General features: G+C 36.8%; 15 protein-coding genes. All 15 read right to left on the bottom strand.

The genetic code is table 11. The features are described 5' to 3' along the window. Positions 1-254 precede the first annotated feature (254 nt). Positions 255-1,955 (bottom strand): proline--tRNA ligase, encoded by a 1,701-nt coding sequence (locus tag HMPREF2603_RS05020; RefSeq protein ID WP_060803509.1) that lies wholly within the window; start codon positions 1,953-1,955, stop codon positions 255-257. 21 nt (positions 1,956-1,976) lie between these two features. Then, the gene (gene rseP, locus HMPREF2603_RS05015; protein ID WP_002480700.1) at positions 1,977-3,260 is read right to left on the bottom strand and encodes an RIP metalloprotease RseP; all 1,284 of its coding nucleotides are present in this window, start codon (positions 3,258-3,260) and stop codon (positions 1,977-1,979) included. 201 nt (positions 3,261-3,461) lie between these two features. Continuing rightward, positions 3,462-4,244: a phosphatidate cytidylyltransferase gene (locus HMPREF2603_RS05010; RefSeq protein ID WP_002480699.1), complete on the bottom strand. Its 783-nt coding sequence runs from the start codon at positions 4,242-4,244 to the stop codon at positions 3,462-3,464. Between the two features lie 19 nt (positions 4,245-4,263). Then, positions 4,264-5,031: an isoprenyl transferase gene (locus tag HMPREF2603_RS05005; RefSeq protein ID WP_002480698.1), complete on the bottom strand. Its 768-nt coding sequence runs from the start codon at positions 5,029-5,031 to the stop codon at positions 4,264-4,266. Between the two features lie 185 nt (positions 5,032-5,216). Further along, complete coding sequence (frr, locus tag HMPREF2603_RS05000; protein ID WP_023015695.1) at positions 5,217-5,771, bottom strand: ribosome recycling factor; 555 nt, start codon at positions 5,769-5,771, stop codon at positions 5,217-5,219. Positions 5,772-5,797: 26 nt separating this feature from the next. Then, positions 5,798-6,520, bottom strand: a complete 723-nt coding sequence (gene pyrH / locus HMPREF2603_RS04995) for a UMP kinase (protein ID WP_060803508.1) — start codon at positions 6,518-6,520, stop codon at positions 5,798-5,800. A 138-nt stretch (positions 6,521-6,658) separates the two neighbouring features. After that, a complete protein-coding gene (gene tsf, locus HMPREF2603_RS04990; protein WP_002480695.1) occupies positions 6,659-7,540 on the bottom strand; it encodes a translation elongation factor Ts in 882 nt (293 codons plus the stop codon). A 237-nt stretch (positions 7,541-7,777) separates the two neighbouring features. Continuing rightward, entirely contained in the window at positions 7,778-8,560 is a 783-nt protein-coding gene (rpsB, locus tag HMPREF2603_RS04985; RefSeq protein ID WP_002480694.1) for a 30S ribosomal protein S2, read from the bottom strand. A 186-nt stretch (positions 8,561-8,746) separates the two neighbouring features. Continuing rightward, complete coding sequence (gene codY, locus HMPREF2603_RS04980) at positions 8,747-9,520, bottom strand: GTP-sensing pleiotropic transcriptional regulator CodY (RefSeq protein ID WP_070501976.1); 774 nt, start codon at positions 9,518-9,520, stop codon at positions 8,747-8,749. A 33-nt stretch (positions 9,521-9,553) separates the two neighbouring features. Next, positions 9,554-10,960 (bottom strand): ATP-dependent protease ATPase subunit HslU, encoded by a 1,407-nt coding sequence (gene hslU / locus HMPREF2603_RS04975; protein ID WP_002480692.1) that lies wholly within the window; start codon positions 10,958-10,960, stop codon positions 9,554-9,556. 78 nt (positions 10,961-11,038) lie between these two features. Further along, the gene (gene hslV, locus HMPREF2603_RS04970; protein WP_023015696.1) at positions 11,039-11,578 is read right to left on the bottom strand and encodes an ATP-dependent protease subunit HslV; all 540 of its coding nucleotides are present in this window, start codon (positions 11,576-11,578) and stop codon (positions 11,039-11,041) included. A gap of 2 nt (positions 11,579-11,580) precedes the next feature. After that, entirely contained in the window at positions 11,581-12,471 is an 891-nt protein-coding gene (gene xerC, locus HMPREF2603_RS04965; RefSeq protein ID WP_060803507.1) for a tyrosine recombinase XerC, read from the bottom strand. 121 nt (positions 12,472-12,592) lie between these two features. Continuing rightward, positions 12,593-13,900, bottom strand: coding sequence for an FADH(2)-oxidizing methylenetetrahydrofolate--tRNA-(uracil(54)-C(5))-methyltransferase TrmFO (gene trmFO / locus HMPREF2603_RS04960; protein WP_060803506.1), 1,308 nt, complete (start codon positions 13,898-13,900; stop codon positions 12,593-12,595). A gap of 83 nt (positions 13,901-13,983) precedes the next feature. Next, positions 13,984-16,050: a type I DNA topoisomerase gene (topA, locus tag HMPREF2603_RS04955; RefSeq protein ID WP_023015697.1), complete on the bottom strand. Its 2,067-nt coding sequence runs from the start codon at positions 16,048-16,050 to the stop codon at positions 13,984-13,986. 142 nt (positions 16,051-16,192) lie between these two features. Continuing rightward, positions 16,193-17,083, bottom strand: coding sequence for a DNA-processing protein DprA (gene dprA / locus HMPREF2603_RS04950; RefSeq protein WP_070501974.1), 891 nt, complete (start codon positions 17,081-17,083; stop codon positions 16,193-16,195). Positions 17,084-17,197: the final 114 nt, after the last annotated feature.

Raw genomic sequence — 17,197 nt, 5'->3', positions numbered from 1 at the left:
ATTACCACCTTAGTCATTAATTACATCGTTCATACGGTTAGGGAGAATTTTAATTTATTTAAAAAGGTGCATGCCCTTTTGAGTATAGAAAAAATGGAACCACGTTTGACAACGCGGTTGATTTTCATCTCTGTTCTGAAGTTCTAAAATATTATACCAAATTTCCAGTAATACTTAAAATGAGCAAACTGAATTTTTCGCTATGTAAAAAGCCGAAGTGCAGTCAGAGCACTTCGGCTTTTTGATTTATAAAATTAAATTTGTTCGTATAAATCTTTCACGTAATTCACTAAATCTGCTGCCGCAACTTCTTCGCTTTCTCCATTGTCACGACGTTTTACTTCAACAATACCTTCTGCCGCACGTTTACCAACTACAACACGTACTGGTAAACCGATTAAGTCAGCATCGTTGAATTTAACACCTGCACGTTCTTTACGATCATCGTATAAGACTTCAAATGATGCTTGAAGTGCTTGGTATAACTCATCACCAAGTTCTCTTTGATCATCTTTCTTAGGATTAATCGTAATTAAGTGTACTTCAAATGGTGTCACTGATTTAGGCCAGATAATACCATTGTCATCATTGTTTTGTTCTACAATCGCACTTAATGTTCTTGAAACACCGATACCATAGCATCCCATTATTAATGGTTGTGCTTTACCTTGGTTATCTAAGAATGTCGCATTCATAGATTCAGAGTATTTTGTACCGAGTTTGAAGACTTGTCCAACTTCGATACCTTCTGCGAATTTAGCTTCGCCTGAACCATCGCTGAGCGGTTCACCTTCTAAGATGAAGCGGAAGTCTCCGAACGCTTCTACGCTAAAGTCACGTTCTGGATTCGCATTCACATAATGGTAACCATCTTCATTTGCACCAACGACAATATTAGGAATTTCTTGTACGAAATTATCCGCATATACTTTGATGCCTTTTTCTTGAATAGGTCCGATTGAACCTGGGTTCGCACCCACTAAGTTGATAATTTCATCTTGGCTCGCAAGTTCAATATTGTCTGTACCGAAGTAAGCTTTTAATTTTACGTCATTCACTTCATGATGGCCACGCACTAAGACAATCACAAATTCGCCATCCACTTTGAATACCATTGATTTCGTAATTTGATCTAGTGGGCGATTTAAGAAATCTGCCACTTCTTGTGCTGTATGCGCATTTGGTGTTTCAACCTTTTCTAATTCCAGTAAAGCTTCATCATGTGCTTTTGGCTCATACACAACTTCTGCTTTTTCAATATTAGCAGCGTAGTCGCTGTTTTCACTGTAAACAATTGTATCCTCACCGATTTCACTTAACGCCATAAATTCATGAGTATGGCTGCCGCCGATTGCACCTGAATCTGCGACCACTGGACGTGCGTTAATACCCGCACGCTTAAAGATACGGCCATATGCATCATACATATCATTGTATGTCTCATCTAATGACGCTTCATCCGCATGGAATGAATACGCATCTTTCATAATGAATTCACGACCGCGTAATAAACCGAAACGTGGACGCTTTTCATCTCTGAATTTAGATTGAATTTGGAATAGTGTTAAAGGTAATTGCTTATAAGATTTCAATTCATCACGTACTAATGATGTGACGACTTCTTCATGTGTTGGTCCTAACGCGAATTGACGACCATTACGATCAGTCAGACGCATTAATTCACTGCCATAAGCTTCCCAACGTCCTGACTCTTCCCATAATTCTGAAGGCTGTAATGCCGGCATTAAGATTTCTACCGCATCAATTTTCTCCATTTCTTCTCTGATAATTGATGTAATATTATTTAATACACGTGTCGCAAGCGGTAAATAACTATAAATTCCACTTGTACTTTGTTTAATCAATCCTGCTTTTAACAGTAATCGATGACTTAAGGCTTCAGCTTCCGCTGGCACCTCTCTTAACGTTGGTATAAATACTTTTGACTGTCTCATAAAACTGAGCTCCTCCATTTCCTATAAGAAATAACGTTGTATGTCATTCCATGTCACTAATATCATAATAATTACTACAAATATAGCACCTGCACCAATAATGTAGGCTTCCGCTTTTTTGTTGACGGGCTTTCTGAAAATCGCTTCATAAATAACGAACAGAATTCTTCCGCCGTCTAATGCTGGAATTGGTAATAGGTTCATTAAACCTAAGTTCACACTTAACATAGCTGTCCATGCTATCAAGTTAATGATACCAGTTTTCACCACAGTATCAACATTATGGTAAATACCGACAGGTCCATTCAACATGTCGAATGAAAATCCACCTGTAAAGATACTCCCTATCATAGACACAATTGCTGTGAAAATAATCGTTCCTGCTTTGAAGAATTGCTCTACACCTGTTGTAAGCGGCGCAATCAGAGAGCTATGGTCTTTATCAGGTTGGAAACCTAAGATATAGCGTGTTTGAGATGTCAGTTTGGTTAACTTCTCAACGACTTTTTTAGGTTTGAATTCAGCTGATTTTTGGTGACCGTCACGCTCATATTGAATTGAAACTTTTTGACCTTTATTATCTTCTAAAGCTTTTGTGATATCTTTAAAGTTCTCAATTTTTTTATCACCGATTTGTTCAATTTTATCACCAGGCTTCAAACCGATTTCTTGTGCTGGTGTATTATCCGCGACTTGTTTCACCACATTATTCGGTGTGCCTTGGTAATATGCTAATCCGATAAAAATCACAATCGCAAGCAAGAAGTTGAATAATGGTCCTGCAAACAATGTTAAGAATTTTTGCCATGGTGTCTTGTGTACCAATTGACGATTACGTGGTGCAATTTGGATTAACGAACCATTTTCTACAAAATATGCTTCTTTCGCAATATAAAAACGATGGCGTTCGTCATCATAAGAGGTAATACCTTCTAAATACATTTCATCTTTGAAGTCAATTTTCTTCACTTCAATGACTTCTGCTTGTTGGAATTTATGTTGATCATCTAACAAGATATGCGTAATTTCATCTTGATCATTTAATTTAATCTTAACTGACATACCTGGTTCTACAGGCGGTTCTTCTAAACCGTCCCCTGCCATACGGACATAACCGCCGACGGGTAATAAACGGATAGTATATAACGTTTCATTCTTTCTGAAACTGAATATTTTCGGTCCCATGCCTATCGCAAATTCAGGACACATAATCCCTGCACGCTTCGCGAAGAACATGTGACCGAACTCATGCACGAAGACTAATACGCCGAATACGATAATAAAAGATAGTATAGTTATTAGCAAAATTGGGCCACTCCTATTTAATTAATTGGTCCATCAAATATGTAAAACTTGCTTAAACAAGATACATGTGACGGTAACATTTTATAAAATCATTTTAATGAAAATCATGCGAACATACAACAAATATACGATGTTACAAAAATGAGGCATGCCTTAAGCAAACGCTGTTTCTTTGTTTGCATAACCGCATGCCTCACGTTTTTAGTTTTGTAAAAGTAAAATATTTAATAGCGGTAATACGAACATAAAGCTGTCGAAGCGATCGAGAATACCACCATGTCCTGGTAATATTTTACCTGAGTCTTTCACACCAAAGTGACGTTTGAATCCTGATTCAACTAAGTCGCCAAGTTGTCCGAACATACTTAATACAACCGTTACAACCATCATAACGAAAATGTTGACTGGGAATTCAATAAACATCTGCATAATGATCGGTACCAACAAGCTGCATAGCACGCCGCCGATAAAACCTTCAATCGTTTTATTCGGACTGATAACCGGCCATAATTTATGTTTACCGATACTGCGTCCAAATAAGTAAGCTCCTGTATCTGTTGTCCATACGACTAAGAAAGCATATAAAATGAAGGCAAGACCTGCTTCACGTGTTTCATATAAGTACATGAAGCCGATGCCGACATATGCAACAGACATTAAGCAGAAGGCTGCGTCGATGAAGCTGAAGCGGTTTTTAGACATAACCGTATAACTTAGTACCACGAAACTCATGATTACAAGTCCCTTCAACTGTATAGCAGGGACTAATGAACCTAAATCTTGCGGCAACATAATAATGACGAGCCCAAGTGCACTGATAATCCCTGGTATAGAAATAAAACGGATTTTATTCATATTTAGTAATTCTTTTAAAGCGATAAACGCTAGTAAAAATGAAAAGTACATCAGTACTTGACCACCGATAATTAATATCGGTAAAAAGATGATTAAGGCAATAATAGCCGTGACCGTTCTTACTCTCATATTAAATTCCTACCTTAAATTATAATAGCCCGCCGAAGCGACGTTGTCTTTTTTGATATATCTTAATACAATCATACAATTCTTGTTCATCAAAATCAGGCCACAATTTCTGGTCAAATATAAATTCACTATATGAAATCTGCCATATTAAGAAATTGCTGATACGTTGTTCCCCAGATGTGCGAATCAATAATTCAGGATCAGGATACTGACTTGTCATTAAATACTGATTCATCATACTTTCAGTGATATCCTCGCTATTATATCCTTGTTTCTGCATATCATCAAACATTCGACGAACACTGTCTACGATTTCTGCTCTTCCACCGTAATTAATCGCAAAAATCAATTTAAGTCCTTGATTATGTGCTGTCTTTTCTTTCGCGTGATTAATTGCTTTTAACGTTGATGCCGGCAGATCATCTGTAAATCCGATAGTTTCAACTTTGACATCTTTTTCAATTAATTCAGGTAAAAAAGTCTTAAGGAAATTCACTGGTAAATTCATAATATAATTTACCTCTTGTTCAGGACGGGACCAATTTTCAGTTGAAAAGGCGTAGAGCGTTAAATACTTTACACCAATATCATTTGCTGCTCTTGTGATTTTCTTAATGGTTTGCATTCCCTCATAATGCCCTTTGATTCTTGGCATTTTACGTTTCTTCGCCCAACGGCCATTACCATCCATGATAATCGCTATATGTTCGGGTATGTTATGTAAATCTAATTCTGAATGGTTCGTTTCAGTTTCAGAACGATTCTTATTTCTTAGCTTTTTAAACATGGTCTATCCTCCGAGCTCAATCTATCTCTGTTACATTATAATAGATTATTCATGCAATTATCTATCATTTTATCACACTCGTTAAACGCAATGAATAGAACAATTAAAAAACTGTACCAAAGTCTGAGTTGGTACAGTTTTAATAAGTGATTTAAACACTGTCTTGCTTAAATCTGTTTAGATGATTAGACAGCCATAATGTCTTTTTCTTTTTCATCTAATACTTTTTCAATTTCTTTAATAGAATCATCAGTGATTTTTTGAACTTGTTCTGTTGCTGAACGTAATTCATCTTCTGAGATATCCCCATTTTTTTCGTCTTTTTTCAATTCATCATTGCTGTCACGACGAATATTACGTACAGATACTTTCGCATTTTCAGCCATTTTCTTAACGTCTTTTACTAATTCTTTACGACGTTCTTCAGTTAAAGCAGGTACTGTAATACGAATCACTTCACCATCACTTGTAGGGTTAACACCTAAGTTTGCTGCGTTGATTGCACGCTCAATTTCAGAGATTGATGATTTGTCGTAAGGTGATACTACTAATAAACGTGGTTCAGGTACGTTGATGCTTGCTAATTGTTGTACAGGTGTTGGTGCACCATAGTAATCAACATTTACACTAGCTAATAAGTTAGAGTTTGCACGACCTGCGTTAACTGTCGCAAATTCACGTGATAAACTCTCGATAGATTTTTTCATTCTTGATTTCGTTTCGCTTAAAATGTCACTCATCTTTCTTACACCTCAAATTTATAAAATTATTTAGTTATAGCTGTTCCGATTTCTTCGCCTAATACCGCACGCTTAATATTACCCTCTTCTGAAATAGAGAACACATTCAACGGAATGTTGTTGTCCATACAGAATGAAGCGGCAGTTGAGTCCATGACTTGAAGACCCTCTTGTAACATTTGAATGTATGTCAAATGCTCATATTTAACTGCGTCTTTATCAACTTTTGGATCAGCTGAGTAAACACCGTCAACATTATTTTTACCCATTAAAATTACATCAGCTTCTACTTCAGCTGCGCGTAATGCAGCTGTTGTATCTGTTGAGAAGTAAGGGTTGCCAATACCCGCAGCAAAAATTACAACACGTTTTTTCTCTAGGTGTCTGATTGCACGACGTCTAATATAAGGTTCAGCGACCTGTTTCATTTCGATTGATGTTAAAACACGTGTATCACAGTCAAGTTGTTCTAAACTGTCTTGGAGTGCTAATGCATTCATAACTGTTGCTAACATACCCATGTAGTCAGCTGTTCCGCGATCCATACCTAAATCACTGCCAGTTTTACCTCTCCAGATGTTGCCGCCTCCAACGATAACTGCGATTTCACAGTCCAATTCTACGACTTCTGCAATTTGTTTTGCAACACTTTTAATAATGATTGGATTAATTCCGAATCCTTTTTCTCCTGCTAGTGCTTCTCCGCTCAATTTCAAGACAACGCGATTGTATTTAGAAGTTTCAGCCATTTTCTTATCCTCTCTATAGTAAAAATATGTATGTGATACAAGTAAAGAAGACACATTGAGGTACGTCCGATACAAATGTGTGCATTTATATAGATATACAAGGGTGTCTTCTTTCTTGTTCAACATTTTAATAGATTATTATTTCATTTGTCCTTTAACTTCGTCAGCAAAGTTTTCGTCACGTTTTTCTAATCCTTCGCCTACTTCATAGCGTACAAAGTCAGTTAATTTACCGCCTTTTGATTTAAGGAATTCTTCAACAGTAACATCAGGGTTTTTAACGAAGTCTTGGTCAACTGCGCAAATTTCTTGTAAATATTTGCGTAAACGGCCTTCAACCATTTTTTCAACGATTTTTTCTGGTTTACCTTCATTTAATGCTTGTTGTTTTAATACTTCTTTTTCGTGTGCAAGTTCTTCTTGGCTTACTTGGTCAGAAGAAACATATTTAGGATTGATAGCAGCAATATGCATTGCAACATCTTTAGCAGCTTCTTCGTCAGTTGTACCTTCAACTACTGTTAATACACTGATACGGCCGCCCATATGTTCGTATGCACCGAATGCATCGTTGTCGCCTTTAGTTCTAACTGCGAAACGACGTAAGCTTAATTTTTCACCGATTGTTGAGATTGCTTTGTTGATACGTTCGCTAACAGTGTCACCTGTTGATAATTTAGTTTCTAACAATGCGTCAACTGATTCTGGTTTAGTTTCAAGAATTTGGTTAGCGATTTCTTTAACTAGCTCTTGGAAGCCTTCGTTACGTGCTACGAAGTCAGTTTCAGAGTTGATTTCAACGATTACAGCATCGTTACCGTTAACTCCAACATAAGTCATACCTTCAGCAGCAATACGATCTGCTTTTTTAGCAGCTTTCGCAATACCTTTTTCACGTAGGTAGTCGATTGCTTTTTCGATATCGCCATCAGTTTCTACTAATGCTTTTTTACAATCCATCATACCTGCGCCAGTTCTTTCGCGCAATTCTTTAACTAATTTAGCTGTAATTTGTGCCATTCAATTTTCCTCCATTTATATAACATAATATAATCAGTCAAATATAGTATATCAGTTCTCTCTCTAATTATAACTCTATTTGTCTCGCGTTAAACGCGTAAACTCTGATTATTCTTTATTTTTTATACGCTTATCAAGTATGCATCGCATACTCAATAAAAGCTTTACTTTTTATTCATATTATTTTTAAAAAAAGGTGATAAGCCTCAATATCTTATCACCCATTTTGAATTATTCTTAGTTTGATTCAACAGAAGTTTCTTCAGTTTCTTTTGCTTCGCCTTTATCTTCTTCTTTTAAGTCGATGTTTTGCTCAGCAGCTACTTCTTCATTAGAAACACCTTGTTGTCCTTCTAAGATCGCATCAGCCATTTTGCCTGTTAATAATTTAACGGCACGGATAGCATCATCGTTTGCTGGAATTACGTAATCAATTTCATCTGGATCGCAGTTCGTATCAACGATACCTACGATTGGGATGTGTAATTTACGTGCTTCAGCAATCGCGTTGCGCTCTTTACGAGGGTCAACTACGAATAATGCTTGAGGCATTGATTTCATATCACGAATACCACCTAAGAATTTGATTAAACGGTCGTATTCTTTTTTGATTTCAACTACTTCTTTTTTAGGTAATACTTCGAATAAGCCGTCTTCTTCCATTTTTTCAATTTCAGAAATACGTTTTACTCGTTTAGAGATTGTTTTGTAGTTAGTCAAGATTCCGCCTAACCATCTTTGGTTAACGTAGAATTGACCAGCGCGCTCAGCTTCATTTTTAATTGATTCTTGAGCTTGTTTTTTAGTACCTACGAATAAGACTTTACCGCCGTCTTCTGATACTTGTTTAAGGAAGTTGTAAGCTTCGTCAACTTTTTTCACTGTTTTTTGTAAGTCGATGATATAGATACCATTTCTTTCAGTGAAAATGTATTTTTTCATTTTTGGGTTCCAACGGCGTGTTTGGTGACCGAAGTGAACACCTGCTTCTAGCAATTGTTTCATTGAAATTACTGCCATGATTAAAATCCTCCAATTTGGTTATTTTCCTCCATAAATAGCTCATGTAATAACGACGCAATAACATCGCACCAATTACATTTCAACTCTTTATGTGTGTTATCGGCTTTATAGCCGTCATTAAATATAACATACTGCCGTCAATAAAGCAATATTTAAAATTTAAGTTGTCAGCGTTCTATCGTCTTATTTTGTTTTTTCTAATTCGTCTAAGAATTGTTCTTTTTTAACTTTGATGAAAGTACCTTTCATACCAAGTGAACGTGACTCGATAACACCAGCACTTTCAAGTTTACGTAATGCATTTACGATAACTGAACGCGTGATGCCGACACGGTCAGCAACTTTAGATGCGATTAATAATCCTTCTTTACCGCCTAACTCTTCAAAGATGTGCTCGATTGCTTCTCTTTCTGAGTATGATAAAGAGTTGATCGCCATGTTGATTGCTGCTTTATCACGTGCTTCTTGTTCTACTTCACTGTGTTTTTCACGTAAGATTTCCATACCTAATACTGTTGCTGCATATTCACCTAGTACTAAGTCGTTTTCATTAAACTCATCAGATACACGGCCAAGTACTAAAGTACCTAAACGTTCTCCACCACCTAATACTGGGAAGATTGTTGTTTTACTATCAATGAACGCATCTCTGTTTTCTGGAGGGAATACAGATAAATCATCATCGATATCAATGTTTGATTCTGTTTGTTTAACGTCCATTAATTTTTCAGTATATTCACTTGGAATATAGCGGTCTTCCAACATTTGATTGATTCGACTGTTTTTCAACAATTCATTTAAGCTTGCTCCTAGGATTTTACCTCTGCGTGAAACGATAAATACATTAGTTACAGTTACCTCACTAATTTTACGCGCTACGTCTTTAAAATCTACAGCAATTCCTTTATGTTTTTGCAACAGTGTATTCAATTCTCTTGTTTTTGAAAGTAAACTCATTTTTCTTCTCCTTTTGTATTTGTAATTATAAGTTTATAAGATAAATGCACTTAAATCTTTGTTTGTAGAAATAGATTTCAATTTATCATCAACATATTGTGCTGTTATCTCTACCACCGCATTCGGCATTCCAGGTGCTTCGTATGAAAGATCCTCCAGCATTTTTTCTAAAATCGTATGAAGTCGACGTGCACCGATATTATCAGTGTCTTGGTTAACTTGGAAAGCAATTTCAGCTAAGCGCGTAATCGCTTCGTCTGTGAAGTTAACCGTTACTTCTTCTGTTTGTAATAATGCTTCGTATTGTTTAATCAGTGAAAGTTTTGGTTCTTTAAGAATATTCACGAAATCTTCAACTGATAAACTTTCAAGTTCAACACGAATTGGGAAACGTCCTTGTAACTCAGGAATCAAATCACTTGGTTTTGACACATGGAAAGCACCTGCTCCGATAAAGAGCATGTGTTCAGTGTTGACACTACCATATTTCGTTTGAACGACACTGCCTTCGACAATCGGTAAGATGTCACGTTGTACACCTTGTCTTGATACGTCTTGGCCGCCTGCATGATTATTGCTGGCTACTTTATCAATTTCATCGATAAAGATAATGCCCATTTGTTCTGCTAATTCTAGCGCTTCTTGGTTTGCTGTTTCATGATCGATTAATTCATCTGCATAATCATCAGCTAGAATTTTACGTGCAGTTTTCACTGGAACTTCACGCTCCACTTTTTTCTTAGGCATCAATTGATTCATCATGTCTTGAACTTGTTGGTTTTGGTTTGTACCTAACATTCCCATTGCACCTGGGTCTTGTTCAACTTTGATACGAACTTTTTCTTCTTCTAATTCACCATTTAATAATTGACGGCGAATTTCAGAACGTTTTGTTTTAACGTCTTCTGTTGGCGGTTCTTCATCTTCATCATCTTGGTTGCCAAAGTTCGGCATCATTCCGCCGAATAATGATTCAAAAGGATTACCTGCATTTTGGTTCGCTTTTTTCTTCATACTCGGTACGAGCAATTTAACCAATTTTTCATTCGCTTTTTTAATCGCTTCGTCTTTAACTTGTTCTTTTCTAGCTTCTTTAACAAGTCTGACAGCAACATCAACCAAGTCACGTACCATGCTTTCAACATCACGTCCAACATAGCCTACCTCTGTGAACTTAGTTGCTTCAACTTTAATAAATGGTGCGCCGACGATTTTGGCCATTCTTCTTGCGATTTCAGTTTTACCCACACCAGTTGGACCAATCATCAAAATGTTTTTCGGAACGATTTCTTGTTTTAATTCTTCGTCCAACTGACTTCGGCGATATCTGTTTCTCAAAGCAATGGCTACTTTCTTCTTAGCGTCATCTTGACCGACAATGTATTCATTCAAACGCGATACAATGTCTCTTGGGGTAAGTTTGATTGCGCTAGCATCCATTCGTTGATCAACCTCCAATATATAATTTACCTCTTCCAATGTTTTGGAAAAATAATGTTGTCTTAATTTTCGTTGTACTTATAATTCTTCGACAATAATGTTGTCATTTGTGAAAACACAAATTTCTGAAGCAACTTTCAAACTTGCATAAGCCATATCTTTTGCTGACATGTCTGTATGACGTTTTAAAGCACGTCCAGCACTTAAAGCATAATTACCGCCTGAACCGATCGCAATTAAATCATCATCAGGTGCGATTACTTCACCTGTACCGCTGACGACTAATATTGCGTTTTTGTCCATTACAATCAGCATTGCTTCAAGTTGTCTCAGCTGTTTATCGCCTCTCCACTCTTGTGCAAGTTCAACTGCAGCACGTTCTAAATTACCGCTGAATTCTTGCAACTTAGTTTCGAATTTTTCGAAAAGTGTAAAGGCATCTGCCACACTACCAGCGAAGCCAGCTAAGACTTTGCCATCATACAGTCTACGAACTTTTCTTGCTGTTTGTTTCATGATGACTTGTTGTCCTAATGTCACTTGACCGTCGCCTGCCATTGCAGCATGACCATTTTGTCTGACCGCAAAGATTGTTGTCGCATGAATTGAATTATTCATTCCTATTTCTCCTTTTTAGCTCGAGGATGTGCATTTAAATAGACTTTGCGCAATTGTTGGTTGGAAACATGCGTATATCGCCCTGTCGTTGAAAGATTGACATGACCAAGCAAAGATTGCACTGTTCTTAAATCCGCACCTTCATTCAACATATGTGTCGCAAAAGTATGTCTCAATTTATGCGGGTGAATATCCGTCACGCCCGATGTGCGTTTCACAATATCATTCAACACATAACGAACGCCCCGTTCAGTAATCGGTCGCCCATTCATATTTACAAGCAAATAATCATGAGACGCTTTTTTGAGCGGAGGAAATTCTGAAAGATAACGTTCAATACTCTCACTGCACATATTTCCAAAAGGAATAAAGCGTTCTTTATTACCTTTCCCAAGCACTTTCACACCTGGTGAATTTAAATCTAAATCCTCTAACTTAATGTTCACTAATTCTGAAACACGAATGCCCGTACCATATAATAATTCTAAAATGACACGATCACGCATGCCTTTATGTTCATCTTCTTCAACTGTTTCAAATAACGCACTCATTTCTTCTTCATAGAAAAAATGAGGCAAATATTGCTCTTTCTTTGGATGCACAAGTTGAACAAAAGGATTTACTACTGTGTCATCTTGCGTCATCCAGTATTCATAAAAAGACCGTAACGTTGAAATTTTACGAGAAACTGTTGTTCTTTTCAAGCCTTTTGAATATAAATAAGATAAATAATTTCTTGCATCCTTATATTCAAAAGATTTTAATTGTAAATGCTCCTGTTCTAAAAAAGAATTAAACTGCATCAAATCGTCGTGATATGATTTCAAAGTATGTTTAGAAAAAAAGCGTTCTACCTTTAACATGTATAAAAAAGAATCTTGGATTTTATTCAATAAAAACCCCTCCATCATTTGCATTGTAGCATATAGACAGAGGGAGCTGCAGTGATTTAAGTCTCGAAACCGCAAACGTTTTCTAAACACAAATCTATTTTATCAAAATATTCATAATTTATCACAATGTTTGCTTAAAGTTTTCTAAGTACGTTAAAGCACGATTCGCTTGTTGCTCATAACGTTCCTTTTTATCTTTAATTCTTTTCTCAAGTGACGGCACTAAACCGAAGTTTGCATTCATCGGTTGGAAGTTCTTATTATTCTTCGCATGTGAAATATAATATACCATACTGCCGATCATTGTTTCACGCGGGAAAATCACTTCTGCTTTGCCTTGTAGTTTATGCGCCACATTGATACCAGCCACTAAACCGCTGGCAGCACTTTCCACATAACCTTCTACACCAGTCATTTGACCTGCAAAGTAAACTTGATCATGTCCTTTAAGTTGATATGTTTCACTTAAGACATCCGGTGAGTTGATAAATGTATTACGGTGCATAACGCCATAACGTACAATATCAACATTTTCCAAACCAGGGATTAAACGGATAACTTCTTTTTGTGCACCCCATTTTAAATGCGTCTGGAATCCGACAATATTATAAAGTGTGCCTGCTGCGTCATCTTGACGTAATTGAACCACCGCAAATGGACGCTTACCTGTTTTAGGGTCTTCTAATCCTACAGGTTTCATTGGCCCAAATAGTAATGTTTTACGTCCGCGCTCAGCCATTACTTCAAATGGCATACAGCCTTCGAAATATTTTTCTTTTTCAAATTCATTTACCGGCGCAACTTCCGCTTCCAACACCGCATCATAAAAACGGTCGAATTCTTCTTCTGTCATCGGACAGTTTAAGTAAGCCGCTTCACCTTTATCATAACGTGACTTCAGGTAGACTTTATCCATATCAATCGTATCTTTTTCGATAATCGGTGCTGCCGCATCATAGAAGTAAAGTTGATCTTCACCTGTAATATCCACAATTTCTTTCGCAAGCCCTTCTGTCGTTAATGGACCTGTCGCAATAATTGTATAACCTTCAGGGATTTTCTCAATTTCTTCATTGATAACTGTAATATTCGGATGTGATTTCAAAGTATCAGTAATATAACCTGCAAAGTCATGTCTATCTACTGCTAACGCACCGCCAGCTGGCACACGTGCATTATCAGCCGCTCTAATAATCAATGAATCTAAGCGACGCATTTCTTCTTTTAACACACCTACCGCATTTGTCAGTGAGTTGCCGCGTAATGAGTTCGAACAAACTAATTCCGCGAATTTATCTGTATGGTGGGCTGGTGTTTGTTTTACTGGACGCATTTCAATTAAATTAACTTTGATGCCTCGTTGCGCAAGCTGATATGCAGCTTCTGAACCAGCTAAACCTGCACCGACCACGTTAACTGTCTCTGTCATAAATAAATCCTCCTCATTCAGATGAAAAGAGGCGAGACGCAAGCAGCGTTGTGCTTTTTGTGTCCAACCTCTCAGCTCTTACTTTACTTTTGTACTTCTTCTTTATAATCACAGTTCGAACATACGACTTGACTAGAACGTCCTTTTTTACGAACAACTAAATGATGATCACATTTCGGACAATCTCTGCCGACTGGTTTATCCCATGAGATAAAGTCACATTCTGGATAGTTTGAACAGCCGTAGAAGATTCTACCTTTCTTCGATTTACGTTCTACCACTTCGCCATCCTTACATTTCGGACATTTCACGCCGATTTCTTTAACGATGGCTTTCGTGTTTCTGCAATCTGGGAAGTTTGAACAAGCCATAAACTTGCCGTAACGTCCCATTTTAATCACCATTGGTGAACCGCATTTTTCACAATCTTCACCAGCAGGCTCATCTTTGATTTCAATTTTTTCCATTTCTTTTTCAGCACGTTCTACATCGTCTTTGAATCCATTGTAGAAGTTGCCGACAACATTACGCCAGTTTTCATCGCCTTCAGCGATTTTATCCAGCAATGTTTCCATATTGACTGTAAATTCAACATCGATGATTTCCGGGAAGTATTCTTTGACTTGCTCATAAACAATTTCACCTAATTCAGTAGGTACGAAACGTTTACTTTCTAACTTCACATAATTACGTTTTTGAATCGTATCAATTGTCGGCGCATACGTAGATGGTCTACCGATTTTCAATTCTTCTAACGTTTTAACTAAACGCGCCTCTGTATATCTTGGAGGTGGTTGTGTGAAGTGTTGAGAAGGTTCGATATCTGTTGCGATTACAGTTTCACCTTCATCAATAATCGGCAAGCGTTTGTTTTGTTCTTCTTCTTCATCTTTAGATTCAACGTATAATGTCATGAATCCTTTGAATTTGATTGCTTGACCATTCGCACGGAACTTAATATCACCTTGTTCAACATCCATCGCAACTGTGTCAATTACAGCAGGTGCCATTTGACTTGCGACAAAACGTTCCCAAATCAATTTATATAAACGGTGTTGGTCTTTTGTTAAGAATGATTTCATTTCGTCAGGTGTACGCAGAGTCTTTGTAGGACGAATAGCTTCGTGTGCATCTTGATCCCCTTGCTTACCTGTTTGTTTACGATGAGATACATATTCTTTACCGTACTTTTCAGTGATAAAATCTTTTGTTTCTGCTTTCGCATCTGCAGAAATACGTGTAGAGTCAGTACGCATATACGTAATCAAACCAACTGTACCTTGACGTTTAAGGTCAATACCTTCATAAAGTTGTTGTGCAACCATCATAGTCTTTCTTGTTTTGAAGCCTAATTTTCTTGAAGCTTCTTGTTGTAAAGTAGACGTTGTAAATGGATTTGCTGGATTACGTTTCTTCTCTTTACGTGTGACTTTAGTCACTTCAAACTCATTACCATTTAATTGGTCTGTAATGAATTTAACGTCTTCATTTTTTTGTAGTTTATACGGTTTGTTTTTATAATGAAGGAATTTCGCTGTAAACGTAGATTTTTTATAACGGAATTTCCCTTCTATTTTCCAGTATTCTTCTGGTTTGAAGTTACGGATTTCATTTTCACGATCAATGACTAAACGTAATGCGACAGATTGAACACGTCCTGCTGAAAGTCCTTTTTTAACTTTTTTCCATAATACCGGAGAAATGTTATAGCCCACTAATCTGTCTACAATACGACGTGCTTGTTGTGCATCCACTAAATTAATTTCAATACTTCTCGGCGTTTTAAAACTTTCTTTAACTGCATCTTTTGTAATTTCGTTAAATACTACTCGGTTTTTCGCATGTTCATCTAATTTCAAAATGTTTGCTAAGTGCCATGCAATTGCTTCACCTTCACGGTCCGGGTCACTTGCTAGGAAGATTTTCTTTGCTTTTTTAGCATGTCTCTTCAACTCTTGAACGACTGGTCCCTTACCACGAATCGTAATATATTTGGGTTCAAAATCATCTTCAACATCAACGCCCATTTGGCTTCTTGGCAAATCTCTGACATGCCCCATTGAAGCGATAACTTTATATCGTTTCCCTAAATATTTTTCAATTGTTTTAGCTTTTGCAGGCGACTCAACTATGACTAAATTATCTGCCAAAGTAGATCCCCCTCTGCTTCAATAAAATGTTCCTTGTTACAAAGATAAATGATAAACGGTTTATTTTACATTTGTCAATATTTTAATTCACCTGAAAATGAACAGACATCATTTCATTTAAGTCTTTATTTCATTTTTTCAATCAATTTAATGTTTCATAATCTTCCATAATATCTTGCGCACTCAAAACGATTTTCGCGCCTTCTTGTGCGCGTTTTAAATTTCCAATGGTCAATTTTTGAAATAAGCTACCTGGCAACACATAAACATTTCTGTCTTGTTCTAAAGCTAAATCTACTGTGATTTGTGCGCCGCTTCTTTCTCTAGACTCAGTAATCAGTACGCCTTGCGATAAACCGCTAATGATACGATTACGTTCCGGAAATTTATATCTGGCAGGTCTATCTGTGGGGATATATTCTGAGAGGGTTAAACCTGTTTGTTCTATTCGTTTTCGTAATGCACGCGTTTCTTTAGGATAATGATGATAATGACCAAATGCTAAAACGCCAATCGTTGCCATATTATAGTGTAAAGCCGCTTCATGTGCAAATGCATCTCCGCCTTTAGCTAAACCTGAAACGATAACGAGCTCATGTAATGCTTCATTTTTAAAGAGGTATTCTAATACATTTTGTGTATACTTTGTCGCTTCTCTAGAACCAACGACGCTTAAATAGTGAGGTGTTTTTAAGCAAGTTCTATTGCCTTTACATAATAATAATAATGGAGGTGCATAAATGTGTTTAAGTAAGTGAGGATAATCAGGATGAAAAATGGAAATTAAGTAGATGTTTCGAGAGACCAAAGATTGATAAATGTCATTTGGCTCTATCTGACAATATGTTTGATAATGCAGAAGCATAGTTTTAGAAGCAGCACTTTGTGAAAATTGTCGAAGTTTTGTCATTCTTTCTGGTAAATTTAGTTCAAAATAGTCTGGATACCTAATTAAAAGTGCGTATATTTGCTTTGTGGAGTAACCTGCGTAGCGTAATCTGAGGAGTTCTAAATCTAATTCTTTGAGGTTCAATCGTTTACCTGCTTTCTTGTGGTTTTTTCGTTATTATACGACCTTTTATATAATGGAAACAATACTTTTCTATACAAAAGCTTATTCAGAGTTTCTACTATTATATATGAAAAA

This window comes from Staphylococcus sp. HMSC055C03 (assembly GCF_001809385.1).
GTDB lineage: Bacteria > Bacillota > Bacilli > Staphylococcales > Staphylococcaceae > Staphylococcus > Staphylococcus simulans.
The sequence above is the reverse complement of the archived record's forward strand: the minus strand, read 5'-3'. Positions and strand labels throughout refer to the sequence as shown.

Excerpts from the sequence above, each read along its gene's own strand:
- trmFO (WP_060803506.1), bottom strand. The coding sequence starts at position 13,900 with ATGACAGAGACAGTTAACGTGGTCGGTGCAGGTTTAGCTGGTTCAGAA.
- codY (WP_070501976.1), bottom strand. The coding sequence starts at position 9,520 with ATGAGTTTACTTTCAAAAACAAGAGAATTGAATACACTGTTGCAAAAA.
- frr (WP_023015695.1), bottom strand. The coding sequence starts at position 5,771 with ATGAGTGACATTTTAAGCGAAACGAAATCAAGAATGAAAAAATCTATC.
- HMPREF2603_RS05010 (WP_002480699.1), bottom strand. The coding sequence starts at position 4,244 with ATGAGAGTAAGAACGGTCACGGCTATTATTGCCTTAATCATCTTTTTA.
- HMPREF2603_RS05020 (WP_060803509.1), bottom strand. The coding sequence starts at position 1,955 with ATGAGACAGTCAAAAGTATTTATACCAACGTTAAGAGAGGTGCCAGCG.
- HMPREF2603_RS05005 (WP_002480698.1), bottom strand. The coding sequence starts at position 5,031 with ATGTTTAAAAAGCTAAGAAATAAGAATCGTTCTGAAACTGAAACGAAC.
- rpsB (WP_002480694.1), bottom strand. The coding sequence starts at position 8,560 with ATGGCAGTAATTTCAATGAAACAATTGCTAGAAGCAGGTGTTCACTTC.
- hslV (WP_023015696.1), bottom strand. The coding sequence starts at position 11,578 with ATGAATAATTCAATTCATGCGACAACAATCTTTGCGGTCAGACAAAAT.
- pyrH (WP_060803508.1), bottom strand. The coding sequence starts at position 6,520 with ATGGCTGAAACTTCTAAATACAATCGCGTTGTCTTGAAATTGAGCGGA.
- tsf (WP_002480695.1), bottom strand. The coding sequence starts at position 7,540 with ATGGCACAAATTACAGCTAAATTAGTTAAAGAATTGCGCGAAAGAACT.
- hslU (WP_002480692.1), bottom strand. The coding sequence starts at position 10,960 with ATGGATGCTAGCGCAATCAAACTTACCCCAAGAGACATTGTATCGCGT.